This is a genomic window from Flavisolibacter nicotianae, from assembly GCF_003628535.1.
In the GTDB taxonomy this organism is placed as follows: domain Bacteria; phylum Bacteroidota; class Bacteroidia; order Chitinophagales; family Chitinophagaceae; genus Flavisolibacter; species Flavisolibacter nicotianae.
Genome location: NZ_RBCI01000017.1, coordinates 56,487 through 73,465, shown reverse-complemented (window position 1 = coordinate 73,465; position 16,979 = coordinate 56,487). Strand labels below are relative to the sequence as shown.

The window sequence follows — 16,979 nt, the reverse complement described above, 5'->3', positions numbered from 1 at the left end:
TGGCAGGACCGCTCACCACCCGGTAGCTGACCGGCAGGCCCGAGGAAGCCGTTGCCGACAAGGTAAAGGGCAGATCCGTGGTCAGTTTATTCGAAATCGCCGGGAACGTAATGGTCTGCGGCAATAATTGCAATTTGCCGGTGCGGATCAGGATGACCGAGGTATAGGGCGCCAGTGTAACCGTGCCGCTATTGTATGCCTTGCCTTTGACATCCATATAAGTTGCATCCAATACCACGGTCCGCGGAGCGTTGGTGGCGTTATACTCAAACCGTACGCTGTCGAGGCTTGGAATGCTGACCGGCGTTTTCAGCGTATGGGCATCCACGCCAGAGAGTTTCTGCCAGGTGTCCAGTGAATAAAACTGGAAGTCCGGTGCCTGTACGATGCCACCACCGGGATAGTTGGTATAGCTGCCGATGTTGGGATAACCACCCGTGGTAATCCCCTGCGGCTCGTAGAGCGGACGGCAGTAGTAGTTGCTGTCGATGGTTCCCCATCCACTCAGGTTGGTAGAACCGGCATAAACCAGGGAAATAAGTTGTTCGGCCGGACGGGCGAACATAATATTGTTTTTGACCGTCAGGTTGCTGATCGGGCTTTTCGACTCGTAATAAAGAACCTGCGCAAGGGTGTTGTTATAAAACGTATTGCCCAGTACCTGCACATTGAAAGGGCTGCTCAGTTCAAGACCACTGCTGGCGCAATTTGCCACCGTGTTGCCGTCGATGGCTACATCAGTGGCACCACCGTCCATGTAAATACCGTGCACATTGCCGGCGAAGGGGTTATCCAGTTCTTCTTTTTTGCGGCCATAGCGGTCGCCAAGTCCGTTGAGCACCAGGTTACCTGTTACCCGCCGACCGGCCTGGCCCGACTGGGCCGACGTGTAAATACCTCCGCCATCGCTTTTTACCATGCAGAAGCTGTCCACCACATTATTTTTAATGACCGTATAATCGCCAACGAAGTTGATGCCGATGTAACCGGTATTCCGGATTTCATTTCCCTGGATCAAACTGTTGCCCCCAATGTAGTGAAGGGCATTGTAATGCCCGTCACCCGAAAGACCCATCCCCCGCACCATACCGGTATTGCGGATCACGTTATTTTGAATGGTCCATCCGGTAGAAGTGTTCGCATTGATGGCGTTGTTGTTGGTATTAGCCAGCGTACAGTTTGCCACCTTTACCGCATAGGTTTTGGCGTTCGTCACTTCAATGGCATTTACCCCGGTGTAGGTCAGTTTACAATTGGAAAATGTAAGATTGTTTGAACTGTCGACAAAAACCGCATAGCTATTGGCTCCGCTCAAAGTCAGGTTATCCAAAACCACGTTGTTCTTACCGATGATGCTGACAAGATTTTCTACCCCAGACGCCTTAACGCTATAGCTGGATGGCGAGGCTGCACCAAAATACATGGTTAGCTTATGGGTAGCCGTGTTATAACACCATTCGCCAAGCCGGGTCAGTGTGTTGGGGTGATTTTGTATAAAAAAGCCAAAGCCGTCCTGCGGCTCATAAGTGAAGTTGGGATGTTCTGCCGCTATAAACGGCGAATACGTAATCGTGGAACTGCTTTGCGCCGTAATGGTGCCGCGGTCGAGGATCCAACCGTATTTGCGGATAACCACCTCGCCGCCCACATAGTTCTGGGCACCACTCAGTGAGGTGCTGGTTATCGAGGTTGAACCCACGTGGGTCTCGAGGTTCCAGTAACCTCCGTTTCCATTGTCCAGTTTGGGATAACGGCCCATGGGCTGCAACGTATCCTGGAAGGTCACCGCGTTCAACAGGCTGCTGCCCCTGTCCAGTGTTGTCTCATACAAGCCACCTCCCAGCGAGGTCCAGTTACTTACCGGTTGCAGCCCAGTAATCACTGGCTGCGCTCCCGTGCCGTAAGCACCCAATACAAAGGGAAGGCCGGCCGCTCCGGACTGTCCCACCACAATGTTCCCAATAAACACTTCACCCCTGCGGAATAAGACGGAATCCCCTGCCGACAGCGAAGAAAACACACTGTTCAGCTTTGTCAGGGTCCGCCACGGCGTCGACGGATTCTGTGCTTCGGCCATTGATCGATTGTCATCACCGGTTACAGACGAAAAATAATAGTTCTTTGCCTCCACCTGCAGACACATGCAGGAAATCAGAATTGAAAATACCAGCAGCTTCATTTTGTCGAAACGGTTAGATTGTTTAAAAAAAAGGATAGTTGACGCTGGGTACTGAATAGGGAGTTTACCTGGGTACAGATCGGTAAGAAAGGATGATAAACCGTCCTGCCAAATTTGTGGAGAACGGTTTAAAAGCTGGCAATATATGGTGTTTTTTTGAACCGCAAAAAATAAAACGTATTGTCAATGCTAAATTTTCCCGGCCTCCGGGAAGAGAAAAAATCTCTTCTTGGGTCAGTTTATGCAGGGGATTAATCGGCTAAAGCCCAGGCAGAAACGCGGCGGGATCAGCCGCCCGGAGGAAGAAAAAGGGAAACGGGTACGGAGGAATGTTTATTCGTCAGATGGACGTGTCGAGATCTTTGGGAGAAAGCCTTACCTGGCTGGGTGACTGCACGGCACGGAAAGAAAACAACTGCCGCACCTTTTCTTTTATTACCAGGTAAATGAATTTGGAATTGCCGACCAGGTACCGCTTCCACATCCGTTTGGGCTCCTGGATTACACGGAACAGCCATTCGAGCCCAGCGTTTTGCATCCAGACTGGTGCTCTTTTCACTTTTCCCGAAACCACGTCGAACGAACCACCCACACCCATAATGAAGGGAACTTTGATGATGTCTTTGTACGTGTTCAGAAAAATTTCCTTGTACGGCGATGTGATGGCGACAAAAAGAATATGTGCACCGGAGGCAGCAATCTGTTGGGCGATGTCGCGTTCTTCTTCTTTTTTGTAATATCCATTGCGGTAACCGGCAACGATGCCGTTTCCAAACCTTGCCCTATACGTCTCCACCACTTTTGACACCACGTCTTCTTTGGCGCCAAAGAAAAAAATCTTGTAGTTCCGGGCCGCCGCCAGTTCCACCAGGCGCTCCATCAGGTCAATGCCTGCCACCCGCTCGGGTACTGGCCGGTTCAATAATTTCGCTGCCCACACAATGGACTTGCCATCGGCATTGATGATATCGCAGTTTACGATTGATTTTTTTAATTCTGGGTCGGTTTGGGCATTTACAACTTTGGCCGCATTGATCACCACGTGATGAACCGGTTTGCCATCCTGGATGGACTGGTCAATCATTGTCACCGTTTGACCCATTGTTAATGTATCGACCGGAACATTGCAAATGTTGACTCGTTTTTTAGGGAGGATTGCGTTCATTTGATTTCTTTCGTTTTGCATTGTGTGTTCGATGTAGGTTATAAATACTATACCACCGGCATTTCTGCCGCAGCCTGCAGCAGAAACCGTTTACGTACACATTTTCACGCGACGGGTAAATGAACTTTGTAAAAAAAATGCCTCATACTGGCGCATCATCTTTCGCACCGGCGATAACGCTCTGCATGCCTGCAACCTTCCGCCGTCACTGCTTTTCCGGCAAATGGAATTGACGACAGCAGCGTTACCTGGGTTGAATAGAGGGGAAAACGAAAACGGGCTAGTGAAGAAACTTTGTTCGGTGCCGGGAAGAAGATTGAAAAAAGGGTTAGACCCGGCGTCTTTTGTTTTCTCGAAAAACATTAAAAAAGATTTTAGCGTTAACACAGTGTCTGGAATACCAGCTCATCATAGGTGTAGCTATAGTCTTTCGAGTGCGAGTGAAAAGAAAGTGGTAGAGGATTTGAATTCTCAGTTTGCCCGAAACGGCACGACAATACTAAGTAAAAACGATTAGAAACCCAAATGGGATTTACAACATTTTCGAATCGTCGAACAGGTAGGTCGCAAGGGCATAAAACATCCACGACTGCGCCCAGCGCATGTACGGAATGCGGGAAGAAAAATGCTTGTTGACCTGGTAGAAAAAATAGCCCTTGTCCGTTTGCATATGGTTGATCGTCCAAAGGAGAACGTTGTCGAGAAGGGTTTTGTGCGAACCGGTTTTCGCCAGTTTGGACAGAGTTATCACGAGTTGTGCCGGCGCATGCACATCGACCGGGAATATTGAGTTATTGTAATATTTCGAGATGCCTTCGTCGGTAAAAAAAGTCCGGATATAATAATCAAACCCTTTTTCTATATTATCCTCATAGGCATGGTCGCCGGTAAATTTCATGTAATCGGAAATGCATTCCAGGTTGTAGCCGGTGTGAAAATTATCCACCCACTGGTGAAAAGGCAGGGTCCCATACCCCCAGGAACCGTCCTTGCGCTGGAAATCGCAGCAAAAGCTGACGCTTTTCTTTGCTTCCTCTTTTAGTTCATCCTCGCCGGTATAATGGTACACTCTGGCCAGCAACCGGGCACCCAGCAAAGACGCATTGAACACAACACTTTTGTCTAGCGGCGAATAAGAAAACGCGAAATTGCCCTTTTCATCATAGGTCCGGTTGAGATCTTTGAGGATGAAATCGCAGGCACTCCGGGCTGTCTTCACCAGCCGTTCATCCCCCGTGATTTCGTACGCATCCAGCAAGGCCGAACTGATAAACGTTGTCGCCACCACCGTCGGCGTTTGCCTGGGCTGAAAAAAGGCCCGAGCCTGCCAGTCGAAATTATATCCCCAGCATGCACCGGAATAGGGCTTCGATTGGTTGGCAAGCAGGATCTCAGTGAGTTGCAGGATCATTGCCCGAATCGAATCGGACGGGTTCACCTTGTATTCCTTGCAATAGCCGGCAAGGAAAAGGCCAACGCCTTTCATGTTGTATGCTTTCGGTACGCCTGTGACCGTGCGCAAATTCAACGGCAACCGTTTAAACAATTGAATCCAGGCAAGGCGGGCCAGGCGGTTCGAGCGGATCAGGGGCAGGGACTGGAACAATTTACTGTTCAATCCATCATAGGGATCCCAACCTTTAAAGTTTTCCTGCTCACAATACTGTTTCAGCTTTTTATAGCTTGTTTCAATGCGGTTTTTGATCACCGCATCACGCTTTTCGCTTTCGATGCTCACTAGTTTTTCCATGTTGATTGATCCGTGGTTCTGTAACAGGTTGGATTTCCTTTTTCCAAAGCGGCTAATTGTTTCGCACCGCGGAGATAAACCGCTTGAACTTACCCCTTGGCGACAAGCGCAGGGAATCCACAACCTTGATGTCAAAATCAACGATGCCTTTTGTTTTCCGGTCAATCTCCCGTTTCATCACTTCAATTTCTGACGGTTTGAAGTGGTTGTTGACAAGCAGGAGCAATTCCGATTTGCCCCTCTCCTCCTGGACAAACTGGTAGTTGGTAACGTTTTTAAAGATCTCGCTGTGAAAATTGAAACTGGAATGAAAAATCTTTTCATCGTTCACACCCAACAGGTAGTCGTCTACATTCCAACGGCCCTGGATGGAGATCAGGTCATTTTTCCGGGTGCAGATATCGCCGGTCTTGTAGCGAATCAGCGGCATCGTTTTGTTCAGGAAACCTGTTCCTACCAATTCAAAAGCACCGTCCTGCGGCACCAGTTCCGTATAGCCGTAAAACGGTGACGGATGGTACCATCCTTTTTCTTTTTCTTCAGCGATGATGCACCGTTCGCTGTGCCCGTAAAAGGTCGATGACGAAGTTTGAAAAAATTCTTCGAGGAAGCGGCGCTGTTCTTCGTCAATATTTTCTGAAATCAGGAAGATCCCTTTCAGTGGTTGGCGGAGCCGCAACCCGTTCTCCTGCAACAGGCGGGCAAAAAAATACAAACAGGAAAGGTAGCCATTCAAAAACTGCGGCCCGAACTCGTTGAGCTTTTTTACATAGGTTGCCACGGTCTGCCGGCTTAGCTTGAAGGGCGAAAAAATCAATTCGTTGTGCATCGGGTTGTACTTCCACAGCTTGTCGCCAAACTCCACACCCCTGAACGTCGCCAGCCTGTCGGAAAAGTTGTATCCCGCATGCTTCCGGAAAAAATAAACGAAGGCACTTTCCTTAAAAACCGATTCGTAATCGAGCAACACTTTCAGCGGCTCGCCGGTACTGCCACCCGTGGTTGCGACATAATAACCGCCGGGTACTTTTTCTGTCGAGGTCAACTGCTGAAAGTTTTGCCGGATCAGGTCTTTGGTTAAAAAGGGAATAACCGAAATCTCATCGGGTGAGGTCATCCGGGACGGGTCAAAACCAACACGTTGAAAGAGGGATTGATAGTAGGGCACATTTGCAGAAGCATAGTGCAGGATTGATTTCAACTGCTCCAGTTGATATGCTTTCACCTGCTCCTCACGCCAGGCATCGCTTTGCTCTAGCAACGAGAGGGTCGAATGAAAATTTTTATCCTTCAACAGCCGGTTGCGAAAAACCGGTGCGGCCAGGTATTTAAGCGGCTCCGGGATGTTATCGCGGAGATTCTTTAAAAAATGTTTGTTCATGGGTTCACGTTTTGTCGGTGCCTGTACTCACGGCAAGGGCTAGGCAATTTTGGACAGGTACCGGTAACTCAGTTCCAGGCACAAAAAGGCCCAGAGTTTGGATGCATAGTCAATATTTTTTTGCGTATGCAAATGGAAACATTGCTCGATGACACCGACATTGATAAAGTCTTTTTGTACCGAATGGCGGATATTTTCCTCCAGAAGCCCTTTTAGCTCATTCGATAACCAGGCCCTGATCGGCAAATCAAATCCAACCTTTTTGCGGTGCACAAACGAAGGTTCGAAATACTTGCACGCCAGTTTTTTAACCAGGTATTTGGGTGTCTTGTCCTTCATCAGCAGGTCCTGGCTGATACCGGCGGAATAATTCACCAATTGATGCGCCAGGAACGGCACTCGTAGTTCAACTGCCGTGCCGCTGGTTGAGCGGTCCGACCGGGTCAGGACATCATTGGGCAACCGGTCCTTGATATCCAGGTCCATGGCTTCTTTCAGGTTGCGAACCCGTTTGGGGCTTTCGATGTTGTGATCGGCCAGCAGCTCGTTCAGCAGGTGCGGCTCGAAGATCAGCGCCGTTCCGTAGAAGTAAGGTTCGTTCAGGCAATTGTAGAGAAAATTGTATTTCTTGGAATTGTCCCTGAACATATTCACCAGGCCTTTTTTGAACGGGACGTTTTTTCCAACCATGCGGTAAGCCCGTTGCGACCAATCGAAATATTTGTAGGCATTGTAGCCGCCGAAAAGTTCGTCGCTTCCTTCACCGGCAAGAAGCACCCGGTATTTCATGCTGCTTGCGTATTCGGAGATTTTGTAGAGCAGCAGCGCCGAAGGGTCGGCAACGATATCGTCCTGGATGCCGATCCAGTTTTCAATATTTCCCAAAAAGTCGTTCGCACTGACTTTTATCTCGTTGTAGTTGATTCCAAATTGGCGGCATACCTGTTTTGCATACGGCGATTCGTCGTATTTCTCGTCGTGAAAAGAAACCGTAAACGCATTGAGGTTGCTTGTTTGTTTGGCGGTCAGTGCCGCTACCAGTGATGAATCGACGCCGCCGCTCAAAAACAGGCCAACCGGCACGTCGGCTACCAGGCGGTTGCGGATCGCATCATTCATCAGGCTTTCGACAGATTCAATGATTTCGGTTTCATCGGTATACTTGTCTTCCACTGCGTTGCGAGTCCACCAGGTTTGAATCGCCGATGCTTTTTGCGTGGGCACGTCAAACTCGAGGTAATTACCGGCCGGCACTTCAAAAATGTCATCAAAGATGGTGGCCGGCGCCTTAAAAGCCCGGTTCAGGTAAAACTGCCAAAGCTTTTGGTAATTCAGGTTCTTTTTGGAGAACAATGCAAGCGGCGTGATGGTCGACGCAAATGCAAAGACCTCTTCGTTGTTGATAAAATAAAGGGGCTTGATGCCGATACGGTCGCGGCAGATCGTGAGCCGTTGCGAATGTTTGTTGAAATAGCCAAACCCAAACATCGAATTGGTCTTGTCGAGAAAGGAAAGGTATTCCCGGCTCAGGCCTTTCAGCAGGACTTCGGTATCCGATTTTTTCTCGTATTTCTCGTCCGCGTATTTCAAGTCGCGGTAGTTGTACACCTCGCCGTTGTAGGTGATCACGCCGTTGTCATCGGACATCGGCTGTCTTGCATTGCCAATGTCGATAATGGACAGCATATTGTGAAAAAAGAACAGGTTGGGCAATACATCGAAGCGGTTGAACTCATCCGGTCCCCGCTGGTGCTGCTTTTCCCGCACAAGGCTTTCAAACCTGTGGAGCAATTTTTCGTCTGTTCGTTTCTTAAAAAAAACGCCTGCAATTCCGCACATTTTATTTCCGTTTGGTGGGTTAACGTTGGTGTTTGGTTGGCGTGGGTTTGCCGCCAACAGGATTGAATCAGAGCGTATCGCTATAAATCCGGATAATCCGCTCCTTTACTTTTTCGCTGGTAAATTTTTGCCTGGCCTGTTTATGATTTGTTTCCGCCATGGCTGCATACAAATCGCTGTTCAGCGAGACCTCCGTGATAAAGCCGGTGAAAACGGCCGGGTCGTAGCTTTCGGTCACATAGCCGTTGGCGCCGTGGCTTACCACTTCGGGAATGCCGCCGGTGGCCCGGGCAATGATGGGCATCCCGTACAACATGCCTTCGAGAATGCTGTTGGGCAGGCCTTCCGTAAAACTTGGAAAAAGGAGGATGTGCGATTGGAGCAGCACCTCTTTTTTTGCTTCCCGATCGATATGTCCCAGAAAACGGATATCCGCCAAACCCTTTGTTTCCACGTATTGTTTGACGGCAGCGAGATCGGGTCCGTCGCCGGCTATCTGCAGCGTTGCTTTCCGTTCGGGGAAGGCTTTCCGGAACGCAACAAAGGCATCGATGGCGATGTATATTCCTTTTTCTTTTTCGATCCGCGACAGGAACAGGAAACTGATCTCCTTTTCAAACTGCGCACGTTTTTTCGCCAGGTCCAGCTCTTTTACGAAGCTGGAATCAGCAACAGTTGTTTCCACGAAAAAAGGCGTCTGTGGCGGAACACCAAGGGACAATAATTTCCGTTTGAAAATTTCGCCAAGCACCACGTGTTTGTCGGCTTTGGCATAGCTGTTCCGAAATAAGAACTGTTTCCACTTGCTTTTGCGGATCACCTCTTCGTAGGGCTCAAACCAACCGCGGAAAAACACCACGGTTTCCCGTTTTAGCAACCGGGCAATCAGGAGAAAAACAAGATCACGGTGAAACGACTTGCCCATATCCAGCGACGGGTTGACCACTACTACGTCATAGCGTTGAAAGAGTAGCTGGAAGAAGAAGCGCCAGTACCGTCCGGCCAGCCGGGTAACGGCAGCGACAGGACCTTGCGGCTTGGCCGTATTCACGGGGAAATAAGCTATGTTGGCCCTTTTGTCAAGCGCTAAGGTTTTGTAATAGTTGCTCACGCCACCGGGAATGGCCGGGTCCGGAATCAAGACAAGCACTTTTTTCCCGGCTTCTGCCACCAGTGTTTGCGGTTTCATTTCTACCAGTAAAGACTTTTCCATCATACACACTCCAGTTCTTTGGGTTCGTTTATTCGTACAAAGAAGATTTCGCCGATTGGTACCAGGCCACGAAATTCCGGATACCTGTTTCCATGTCATATTTTGGCTGATAACCAAGTTCTGTTTTGGCTCTTGTTACATCTGCATAGGTCTTTTCAACATCGCCGGGTTGCATGGGTCTTTTATCGAGAACCGCTTTTTTACCCAGTGCGTTTTCGATCAGCGTAATCAGTTCGTGCAGGCGGGTAATCCGTGATTCGCCCAGGTTGTATACGTGAAAGCCTTTCAGGTGATTGAGTGCACACAACACGCCGTCGACAATATCGTCTACATACGTATAGTCGCGGGCCGTGGTGCCGTCGCCATAAAAGGGCACATTCCTGTCCGTGTCGATCAGCCGCGTAAAAAGATGGATGGCCAGGTCGGGACGCTGCCGCGGGCCAAAGACGGTGAAAAACCGCAGGCAGGTAATGTTGAACCCATACAAATGGCTGTACACATGGCAAAGCAGCTCACCGCTTTTTTTGGTGGCGGCATAGGGCGAGATCGGGTTGTCCACGATGTCTTCTTCGGAAAAAGGCACTTTTGGATTGTTGCCGTAAACCGATGAAGAAGACGCGAACAACAGGTTGACCACGCCGTTTTGGCGCATGCATTCCAGCAGGTTCAGCGTGCCGTTGATATTGACATCATAGTATTCCTCGATTCGCTCGATCGAAGGACGAACACCTGCCTTGGCAGCGAGGTGAATGACTGCATCGATCTTGTGCTGCGCAAAAACTTCGCGCAGTTGTTCTTTGTCGCGGATGTCGGTTTCGTAAAGGGAAAAGTTTTCAGAATCACGGAACGAACGCAAATTATTTTCCTTGAATTTCCGTGCGTAAAAGGCATCGAAATTATCGACACCCACAACCTCATGACCCAGGCTTAACAACCGCTCTCCCACATGAGAGCCAATAAAACCAGCGATGCCTGTGATTAAAATTTTCAAAAGGTGACTGTTTAGTAAGGTGAAAAATACGTTGGGTTAAAATAAAATTTCCTGCGTCGACCGGCCCTCTCACTTGCCCGCACCGCCGCAATTTACGCGGCGTTTTCGGTAACGGCCGGCAGGTCCCGGCTTTGCCGGCTCTTGTCCATCCAGCTTTTCAGCACGGTGAGCATCCAGATAAAATTGCCGATGTCAAACTCGCCTTTTTTGTTTTGATCGATCAGCTTTTCGATACACGCCGGGTTGAAGATAGCGCCCTGGTGCGAGAGCAGGATCTTCCGGATCTTCTGGTCCAGGAAGTCTTCTTTGAACCAGTCGCGCAGCGGAACGGTAAAGCCTTTTTTGCGGGCATCGAGCAGTTCCGGCGGAAGTGCTTTGTTGGCGACTGCGTTGCGCAATATCACTTTGTTGATGTAGCCTTTTGTTTTCACGCTTTTATCAACGCCATAAAGCAGCTCCACGATCCGGTGATCCAGGAAGGGAATCCGCGTTTCAATCGAATAGCCCATGCTCATCCGGTCGACCTTTGTCAGCATGTCGCCCGGAAGCGTCACCTTGTGCTGGAAATACACCAGTTTGTAGAACGGATCGGTGAACCGGCATCCTTTCATCGCGTCGTTGTAAAATTCAAAAAACGAAAGCGTTTTCAGGCCGGGCTGCAGGATGGATGCAATGTTTTCCGGCGCTGTGTGTGCCAGTTTGTTCAGCAAGCGTTGCTCAAACGGCAGGTTGCTTGCCTGCAACACCTTTGACACGCGGTTCAATTTATATCGGAGGCTTCCCCGCAACGGCCTGGCGGATAGCTGTGCCAGGACCGGCAGCGAATTGCGCACAAATGCCGGAACCCGCTGATATTGCGCCGCGAACTTTTCGCCCTGGAAGGTCGTGTAGCCGGACAACACTTCATCGCCACCATCGCCGGTCAGCACCATCTTCACGTATTCTGCCGCATATTTGGAAATATGACCGGTTGGAATCGCTGAGGCATCGCCAAACGGTTCGTCGTATTGCTGGAGAACTTTTTCCAGCGCCGCTTCGAAATGCTCCGATGATACAATGCCGACATGGTGATCGGTATGATAACGGTCGGCTACCAACTGGGCAAGGTTGCGTTCGTCGTACTGCTTGTTCTCGAAGCCCATCGTGAACGTTTGCACCGGCTTCGATGTGTGATTTGCCATTGCACTGACCACGCACGATGAATCCAGGCCGCCGCTCAGAAACGCACCAAAGGCCACATCGCTTCGCATCCGGATGCGAATGGAATCATGAAACAGTTGTTCAAACTCTTTCTCCACCCGCGCCTTATCTTTTGTCAGGTCTTTTTCGGTAATATCGGGCAAATCCCAGTAAGTTTTTTCCACGATCCCGTTTTCATCAACCAGCAGGAATTTGCCCGGCAGGAGTTGCTGCACGTGCTGGTAGTAAGTATAGGGCGCCGGGAGAAAACTCATCGACAGGTACAGCTCTGTCATTTCCAGTCTTGGCTTCCCCGGCACACCATAGGCAAGAACGGCCTTGATTTCCGAGCCGAAAACAAAGGATTGGTCGTGCACCGCGTAATAGAGCGGCTTTTCGCCCAGCCGGTCGCGGGAAATGAAAAGGCGTTGCTTTGATTCGTCCCAAAGGGCAAAAGCCCACATGCCGTTGAAACGCTTTTGGCAATCCACCCCCCAGGTGCGATAGGCATGGATAATGACTTCCGTGTCGGAAGTGGTGGTAAACCGGGCACCGAGTTGGATCAATTCTTCCCGGAGTTCAATGTAATTGTAGATCTCCCCGTTGAATACCACCACGATTTGCTGGTCGGGGCTGTACATGGGCTGCTCGCCGGTGTTGAGATCGATGATCGCCAGGCGGCGGTGGCCCAGCGCCAGGTTCTTCTGCACATGAAACCCTTCACCATCCGGGCCGCGGTGCGCAATGACGTCGGTCATTTGCTTCAGCGCCGGGGCGTTTGCCGGCCGGTCTTTTTCAAAATGAAAAAATCCTGCAATACCACACATCTATCGTGAATTAATGAAGTTGAAAATTTGTTTTGACTAAAATTCCTTGCGATTTGCTGTAAATACAATGAATCACAGCGGCACTGTTGCCCCCCTACTCCATCCACCGGTTCCACCACATCTGGAACACCAACAGCAACCACACCTGGGTTTCCCTGCGATCGTTTCCGGCAAGAAAATTATCCCGCACGGCGATTGCTTCTTTGGCGCTTATCAGGTTGTGCTTGGCAATCTGCTCTTCGTTGATCAATTCGAAAAGAAAATGTTTCAGCTCGTTGCGCAGCCATTGCGACACCGGAATTCCGAACCCGGTTTTTGGCCGGTCCATCATTTCCTTCGGGATGTATTTGTGCGTAATTTTTTTCAGCAGGTATTTCTTTTCGCCGTTGTTGTATTTGAGGTTCGACGGAAGCTGCGAGACAAATTCAACGATCCGGTGATCAATGAGCGGTTCGCGGCCCTCCAGTCCTACACTCATCGTTGCACGGTCTACTTTCACCAGGATATCATCGATCATGTAGGAGTTGTAATCCAGGGCCAGGCAGGTGTTAATGAAATCGTTCTCGTTGTTGATCTTGCCGAGATCGTCGTACAGGCCCAGTTCCACATCGCTGCCGGGCATGAGGCTGGCCAGTTCGCGAATGGTATACTGCTGGCTGTAAATATCAGCCAACCCGTAATTTCCGTAGCTGTTCAGGATCTCCGACATCCGGCCGATCTTGTGCACTTTTTTAATGGGAGGCAATACGGCCGTCGATGCATTGATCAGCGCCTTGCCCGCTTTGCGCAGGAATTGGGGTGAACGCTCCAGGGCACTGTTCACTTTATGCAGATGCTGGTAACGGTGATAACCGGCAAAAATTTCATCCCCCCCGTCGGCTGACAAACTCACCGTCACATGCTTGCGGGCAAACTGGCTCACCAGCGTTGTCGGGATGGCTGAACTGCTGCCGAACGGCTCGTCGTAAATATCCGGGATGGTGGGAAAAATATCGAGCGCTTCTTTGGTGGTGCAGTAGTGCTCGTGGTGATCGGTGCCAAGATAGTTGGCCATGGCTTTGGCGTGCGGTGCCTCGTTGTATTTTTCTTCATTGAAGCCAATGGTGAAGGTCTTGATCTTTTGCGTGTTGTTCTTTTGCAAAATGGCTGTTACCACGCCGCTGTCGTAGCCGCCGCTGAGGAAAACGCCAACCGGCACATCACTCACCATGCGGTATTGGAAGGCAGACGTAAACAACTTTTCCACTTCCTCGGCAGCCTCCTCCTCCCCGATCCGCAATTTCGGTTTGTTGTAAAAATCCAGCACATTGTAATACTGCACTTCTTTTACCTGGCGGCTTTTGAGGTCTACCTGGAGATAATGGCCCGGACGCAATTTGTAGGTATTGCGGAAGATGGTATGCGGCGCCCGGATATAGCCGTATTTGAAATACAGCGAAACCGCCTGTTTGCTGATTTCCTTTTCAAAAGCCGGGTAGGCATAAATGGCTTTCAGTTCCGAGGCAAACAGCAAATTGCCGTTTTTATGATAATAATACAGGGGCTTTACACCGGCGCGGTCGCGAAGCAGGTAAAGCAATTGCTTTGGCTTGTCGTAAATAGCGTAGGCAAACATCCCGATGAATTTTTGCACCGAGTTGATGCCGTATTCCTGGTAGGCCTTGAGCACGACTTCCGTATCCGAGTCGGAATGAAAACTATAGCCGCGGGCAACCAGGTCTTCCCGGATCTCTTTGAAATTGTACACTTCACCGTTCAATATGATCACAACATTTCCGTCGTCGCTGAACATCGGCTGGCTACCGTTGCTCGATACATCCATGATGGAAAGGCGCCTGTGCCCAAACCCGATGTTGACCGCGGATTCAGGGAAAAAAGCCTGGTCGCCGCTGTCGGGTCCGCGGTGCACCAGCGTATCGTTGGCCTTTGCGAGATGCTCCGCGTTCAGTCGTTTGTTGAAATCACAAAATCCGGTCAGTCCGCACATAGAGTGTAAATTAAAAGTTTATACAAAATAAGAGGGAGGAGATCGTTTTCAAGGGTTCGCTATTGGATTGTTGCATTTACCAGGCCTGGCTGGCTTTTCACCAACTCGTCGTAGAGCGAATAAAACTGGTTGCACATTTTTTCGATGCTGAATACCTCCCTTACCCGCTTTTGGCTATTGCTGCCCAGCGTTTGTCGCAGTTCAGGGTAGTTCAGCAGGAGCAGCATTTTACCTGCCAGCACCGACGCATCGTGCGGCGGCACAAGAAAACCGGTTTCACCATCAACGACAATCTCGTTGGTGCCGCCACCTTCTGTTGCGATGACCGGTTTTTTCAGGGCCATGTATTCGAGGATCGAATTGGAAATTCCTTCCTGGTGAACGCTGGTGTTTGTACACAGCACGCCTATGTCAAAAAAATTGATGTAAGATTCTACATTACCGAGCTTGCCCAAAAACAAAATTTGTTTTCGATGTGCTTCCGGCACTTTTCGCATCATGGATTCGCGTAACCCACCATCGCCAATGAGCAGGAAGACAACGTTGGGATATTGCGCCAGCACCAGGCAGGCGGCATCGATCATGGTTGCGTAGTCTTTTCTGGGTTCAAACCCGGCGACCATTCCAATGACTTTTTTGTTGCCGATACCGAGTTGCTGCCGGATTGCAGCCGCATCGTCCAGCACCGTGATGCGGTTGCCGTCAAAACCGTTGTAAATGCACCGGCTTTTTTTCATTGGCGCCTTATACGCTTTGAGGCCTGCAAGGGAATTGCTGGTGACCCTGTCTGCAAACGGGAAAACCATTTTGGCCCGGAAATAGGCTTTGTGGCGATAGGTCATGTTTTTCGGAGCATCCGCAATGACACTGGTGATGAAGCGAATGTTGAGCAGTTTTGCAATAGGCAATGTATAAATATTCGACATGGAACTCCATGAATGAATCAGATCGGGATGTTCTTTTTTGATCAGCGAAAACAGCTTGAAAAAGGTCGATATGTCTTTTTTGACGCTCCGCTTGATTACATGCAATGTAATAGGAAGGCTGTAGACATACTCGTACTCGATGTAGTCCGTCAGGCAAACCAATACAACCTGGTGATGGGTTGTCTTCGTAATATTTTTAACCAGTTCCAGCATCCGCCGTTCGGAACCACCTTTGCCAAGACTATCAATAACGAATAAGATTTTCAAGCAGGTAAGTTTTTAGGTTATAAAAGTTGATTTTCGAATGATCCGGCAACAGACCTGGTCTTTTTATCTGTTGGCATTGCGGCCGGTGCTGTCAGCAAGGTCAGCAACCGGTCGGCCGCTGTTGAAAAGTCATGGTATTGATCGATGTATGATCGTACTTGCTCTTTGTCCATTTCATCAACCGTGTTTGTCTCCATAGCTGCTTTCATTTTCGTGAAATCGCCGTCGCAATAAACGCCCAGCGGATAGCGGTTGAAAACATTACCCGGGTTCACATTCAGCGAGATCACCGGCACCCCGCTGGCCCAGGCTTCAAGGAAGATATTGGGAAAGCCTTCGAAATTCGATGTATTGATCAGGGCTTTTGCGTTGGCGATAACCTCCAGGGTTTCGGTGTGCGAAAGCCGTCCACGTAAAATGACGTTTTTCTTTTCCCGTAGCTTTTGCAGGATGATTTCCGATTTGCTGTCGTTGGCTTGCCCTACGACGACGATCGGCAGGCTGTCGTTTACCAGGTTAACAAGGCGGTGAAGGTTATCGGCACCTTTCAACATACTCAGCGACCCCACATGCACAAAATAGTCTTTTGCCGGCTGCGATGCGGTGGGAACTTTTGTTTTGTCGATGATATTCGGGAACACCGCCACTTTTCCCCGGGCAGATTCCAGGTTGCTGTTTTGACCGGCGTGCTGCAGGAGAACAATGTCGGCATTTCGCTGCAGGAACTTGGTTGCAATGTCGTTGGGCAAGTTCACGCCCAGGTAATTGGCAAGGCTTAAACTGCCTTTATATTCATTGCGGTATTGCTGGCTGTAACGCTGCACATCGATATCGGATGCAACAGCCACAATCAGCTTCCCTCCTGTTTTACGGGCGGCAAGGTAATTGGCGAGATGAACATAAGCCCGTGTACGCACATAATAGAAATCGGCTTTTTGTGCACGAAACAGTTTGTACAGAGCCGGCAGCCGGTTGGTGAACATGCGGAGACCCGGGAGACCGTTGTTCCAACCGGGTACAGTCAACAACCGTACACCTTCTGGCGTTACAAAGTCTTCCCCATTTGAAAAAGGATCTATCACAACCACATCATGACCTTTCAGGGCAAGGGCTTTTGCCAGCAGGGCAATCTGGACCTGCGCACCCCCGGATGTTCGACCAACCAAAGCACCGGCAACCTCTCCGAAAAAACAGAACTTATATTTCCTCATATCAGCACCAGTTATTCAGTTTGCAAGTTTTCTGTTTCAAAATGTAACGGATTATTCTTTCTCC

The 16,979-nt window shown here is 49.7% G+C and carries 11 protein-coding genes; all 11 read right to left on the bottom strand.

Features of this window, described 5'->3' with window-relative positions:
• The coding region (locus tag D6024_RS24970; protein ID WP_162945016.1) for a right-handed parallel beta-helix repeat-containing protein at positions 1-2,179 on the bottom strand (2,179 nt) is incomplete at its 3' end.
• 340 nt (positions 2,180-2,519) lie between these two features.
• The gene (locus D6024_RS24965) at positions 2,520-3,344 is read right to left on the bottom strand and encodes a WecB/TagA/CpsF family glycosyltransferase (protein WP_121357553.1); all 825 of its coding nucleotides are present in this window, start codon (positions 3,342-3,344) and stop codon (positions 2,520-2,522) included.
• Between the two features lie 532 nt (positions 3,345-3,876).
• A complete protein-coding gene (locus D6024_RS24955) occupies positions 3,877-5,094 on the bottom strand; it encodes a hypothetical protein (RefSeq protein ID WP_205573369.1) in 1,218 nt (405 codons plus the stop codon).
• Positions 5,095-5,146: 52 nt separating this feature from the next.
• Complete coding sequence (locus D6024_RS24950) at positions 5,147-6,475, bottom strand: phenylacetate--CoA ligase family protein (protein ID WP_121357551.1); 1,329 nt, start codon at positions 6,473-6,475, stop codon at positions 5,147-5,149.
• Between the two features lie 39 nt (positions 6,476-6,514).
• A complete protein-coding gene (gene asnB / locus D6024_RS24945; RefSeq protein WP_121357550.1) occupies positions 6,515-8,314 on the bottom strand; it encodes an asparagine synthase (glutamine-hydrolyzing) in 1,800 nt (599 codons plus the stop codon).
• Between the two features lie 67 nt (positions 8,315-8,381).
• Positions 8,382-9,530, bottom strand: coding sequence for a glycosyltransferase family 4 protein (locus D6024_RS24940; protein WP_162945015.1), 1,149 nt, complete (start codon positions 9,528-9,530; stop codon positions 8,382-8,384).
• 25 nt (positions 9,531-9,555) lie between these two features.
• Complete coding sequence (locus D6024_RS24935) at positions 9,556-10,518, bottom strand: SDR family NAD(P)-dependent oxidoreductase (RefSeq protein WP_121357548.1); 963 nt, start codon at positions 10,516-10,518, stop codon at positions 9,556-9,558.
• 92 nt (positions 10,519-10,610) lie between these two features.
• Positions 10,611-12,524, bottom strand: coding sequence for an asparagine synthase (glutamine-hydrolyzing) (asnB, locus tag D6024_RS24930; protein WP_121357547.1), 1,914 nt, complete (start codon positions 12,522-12,524; stop codon positions 10,611-10,613).
• Positions 12,525-12,618: 94 nt separating this feature from the next.
• Complete coding sequence (gene asnB / locus D6024_RS24925; protein ID WP_121357546.1) at positions 12,619-14,511, bottom strand: asparagine synthase (glutamine-hydrolyzing); 1,893 nt, start codon at positions 14,509-14,511, stop codon at positions 12,619-12,621.
• A gap of 59 nt (positions 14,512-14,570) precedes the next feature.
• Positions 14,571-15,704: a glycosyltransferase gene (locus tag D6024_RS24920; protein WP_121357545.1), complete on the bottom strand. Its 1,134-nt coding sequence runs from the start codon at positions 15,702-15,704 to the stop codon at positions 14,571-14,573.
• 17 nt (positions 15,705-15,721) lie between these two features.
• Complete coding sequence (locus tag D6024_RS24915) at positions 15,722-16,915, bottom strand: glycosyltransferase family 4 protein (protein WP_121357544.1); 1,194 nt, start codon at positions 16,913-16,915, stop codon at positions 15,722-15,724.
• Positions 16,916-16,979 lie beyond the last annotated feature (64 nt).

Bases quoted from the DNA above. Each gene is read 5' to 3' on its own strand.
- asnB (WP_121357547.1), bottom strand. From the start codon at position 12,524: ATGTGTGGTATTGCAGGATTTTTTCATTTTGAAAAAGACCGGCCGGCA.
- D6024_RS24955 (WP_205573369.1), bottom strand. From the start codon at position 5,094: ATGGAAAAACTAGTGAGCATCGAAAGCGAAAAGCGTGATGCGGTGATC.
- D6024_RS24965 (WP_121357553.1), bottom strand. From the start codon at position 3,344: ATGAACGCAATCCTCCCTAAAAAACGAGTCAACATTTGCAATGTTCCG.
- D6024_RS24915 (WP_121357544.1), bottom strand. From the start codon at position 16,915: ATGAGGAAATATAAGTTCTGTTTTTTCGGAGAGGTTGCCGGTGCTTTG.
- asnB (WP_121357550.1), bottom strand. From the start codon at position 8,314: ATGTGCGGAATTGCAGGCGTTTTTTTTAAGAAACGAACAGACGAAAAA.
- D6024_RS24950 (WP_121357551.1), bottom strand. From the start codon at position 6,475: ATGAACAAACATTTTTTAAAGAATCTCCGCGATAACATCCCGGAGCCG.
- asnB (WP_121357546.1), bottom strand. From the start codon at position 14,511: ATGTGCGGACTGACCGGATTTTGTGATTTCAACAAACGACTGAACGCG.
- D6024_RS24940 (WP_162945015.1), bottom strand. From the start codon at position 9,530: ATGATGGAAAAGTCTTTACTGGTAGAAATGAAACCGCAAACACTGGTG.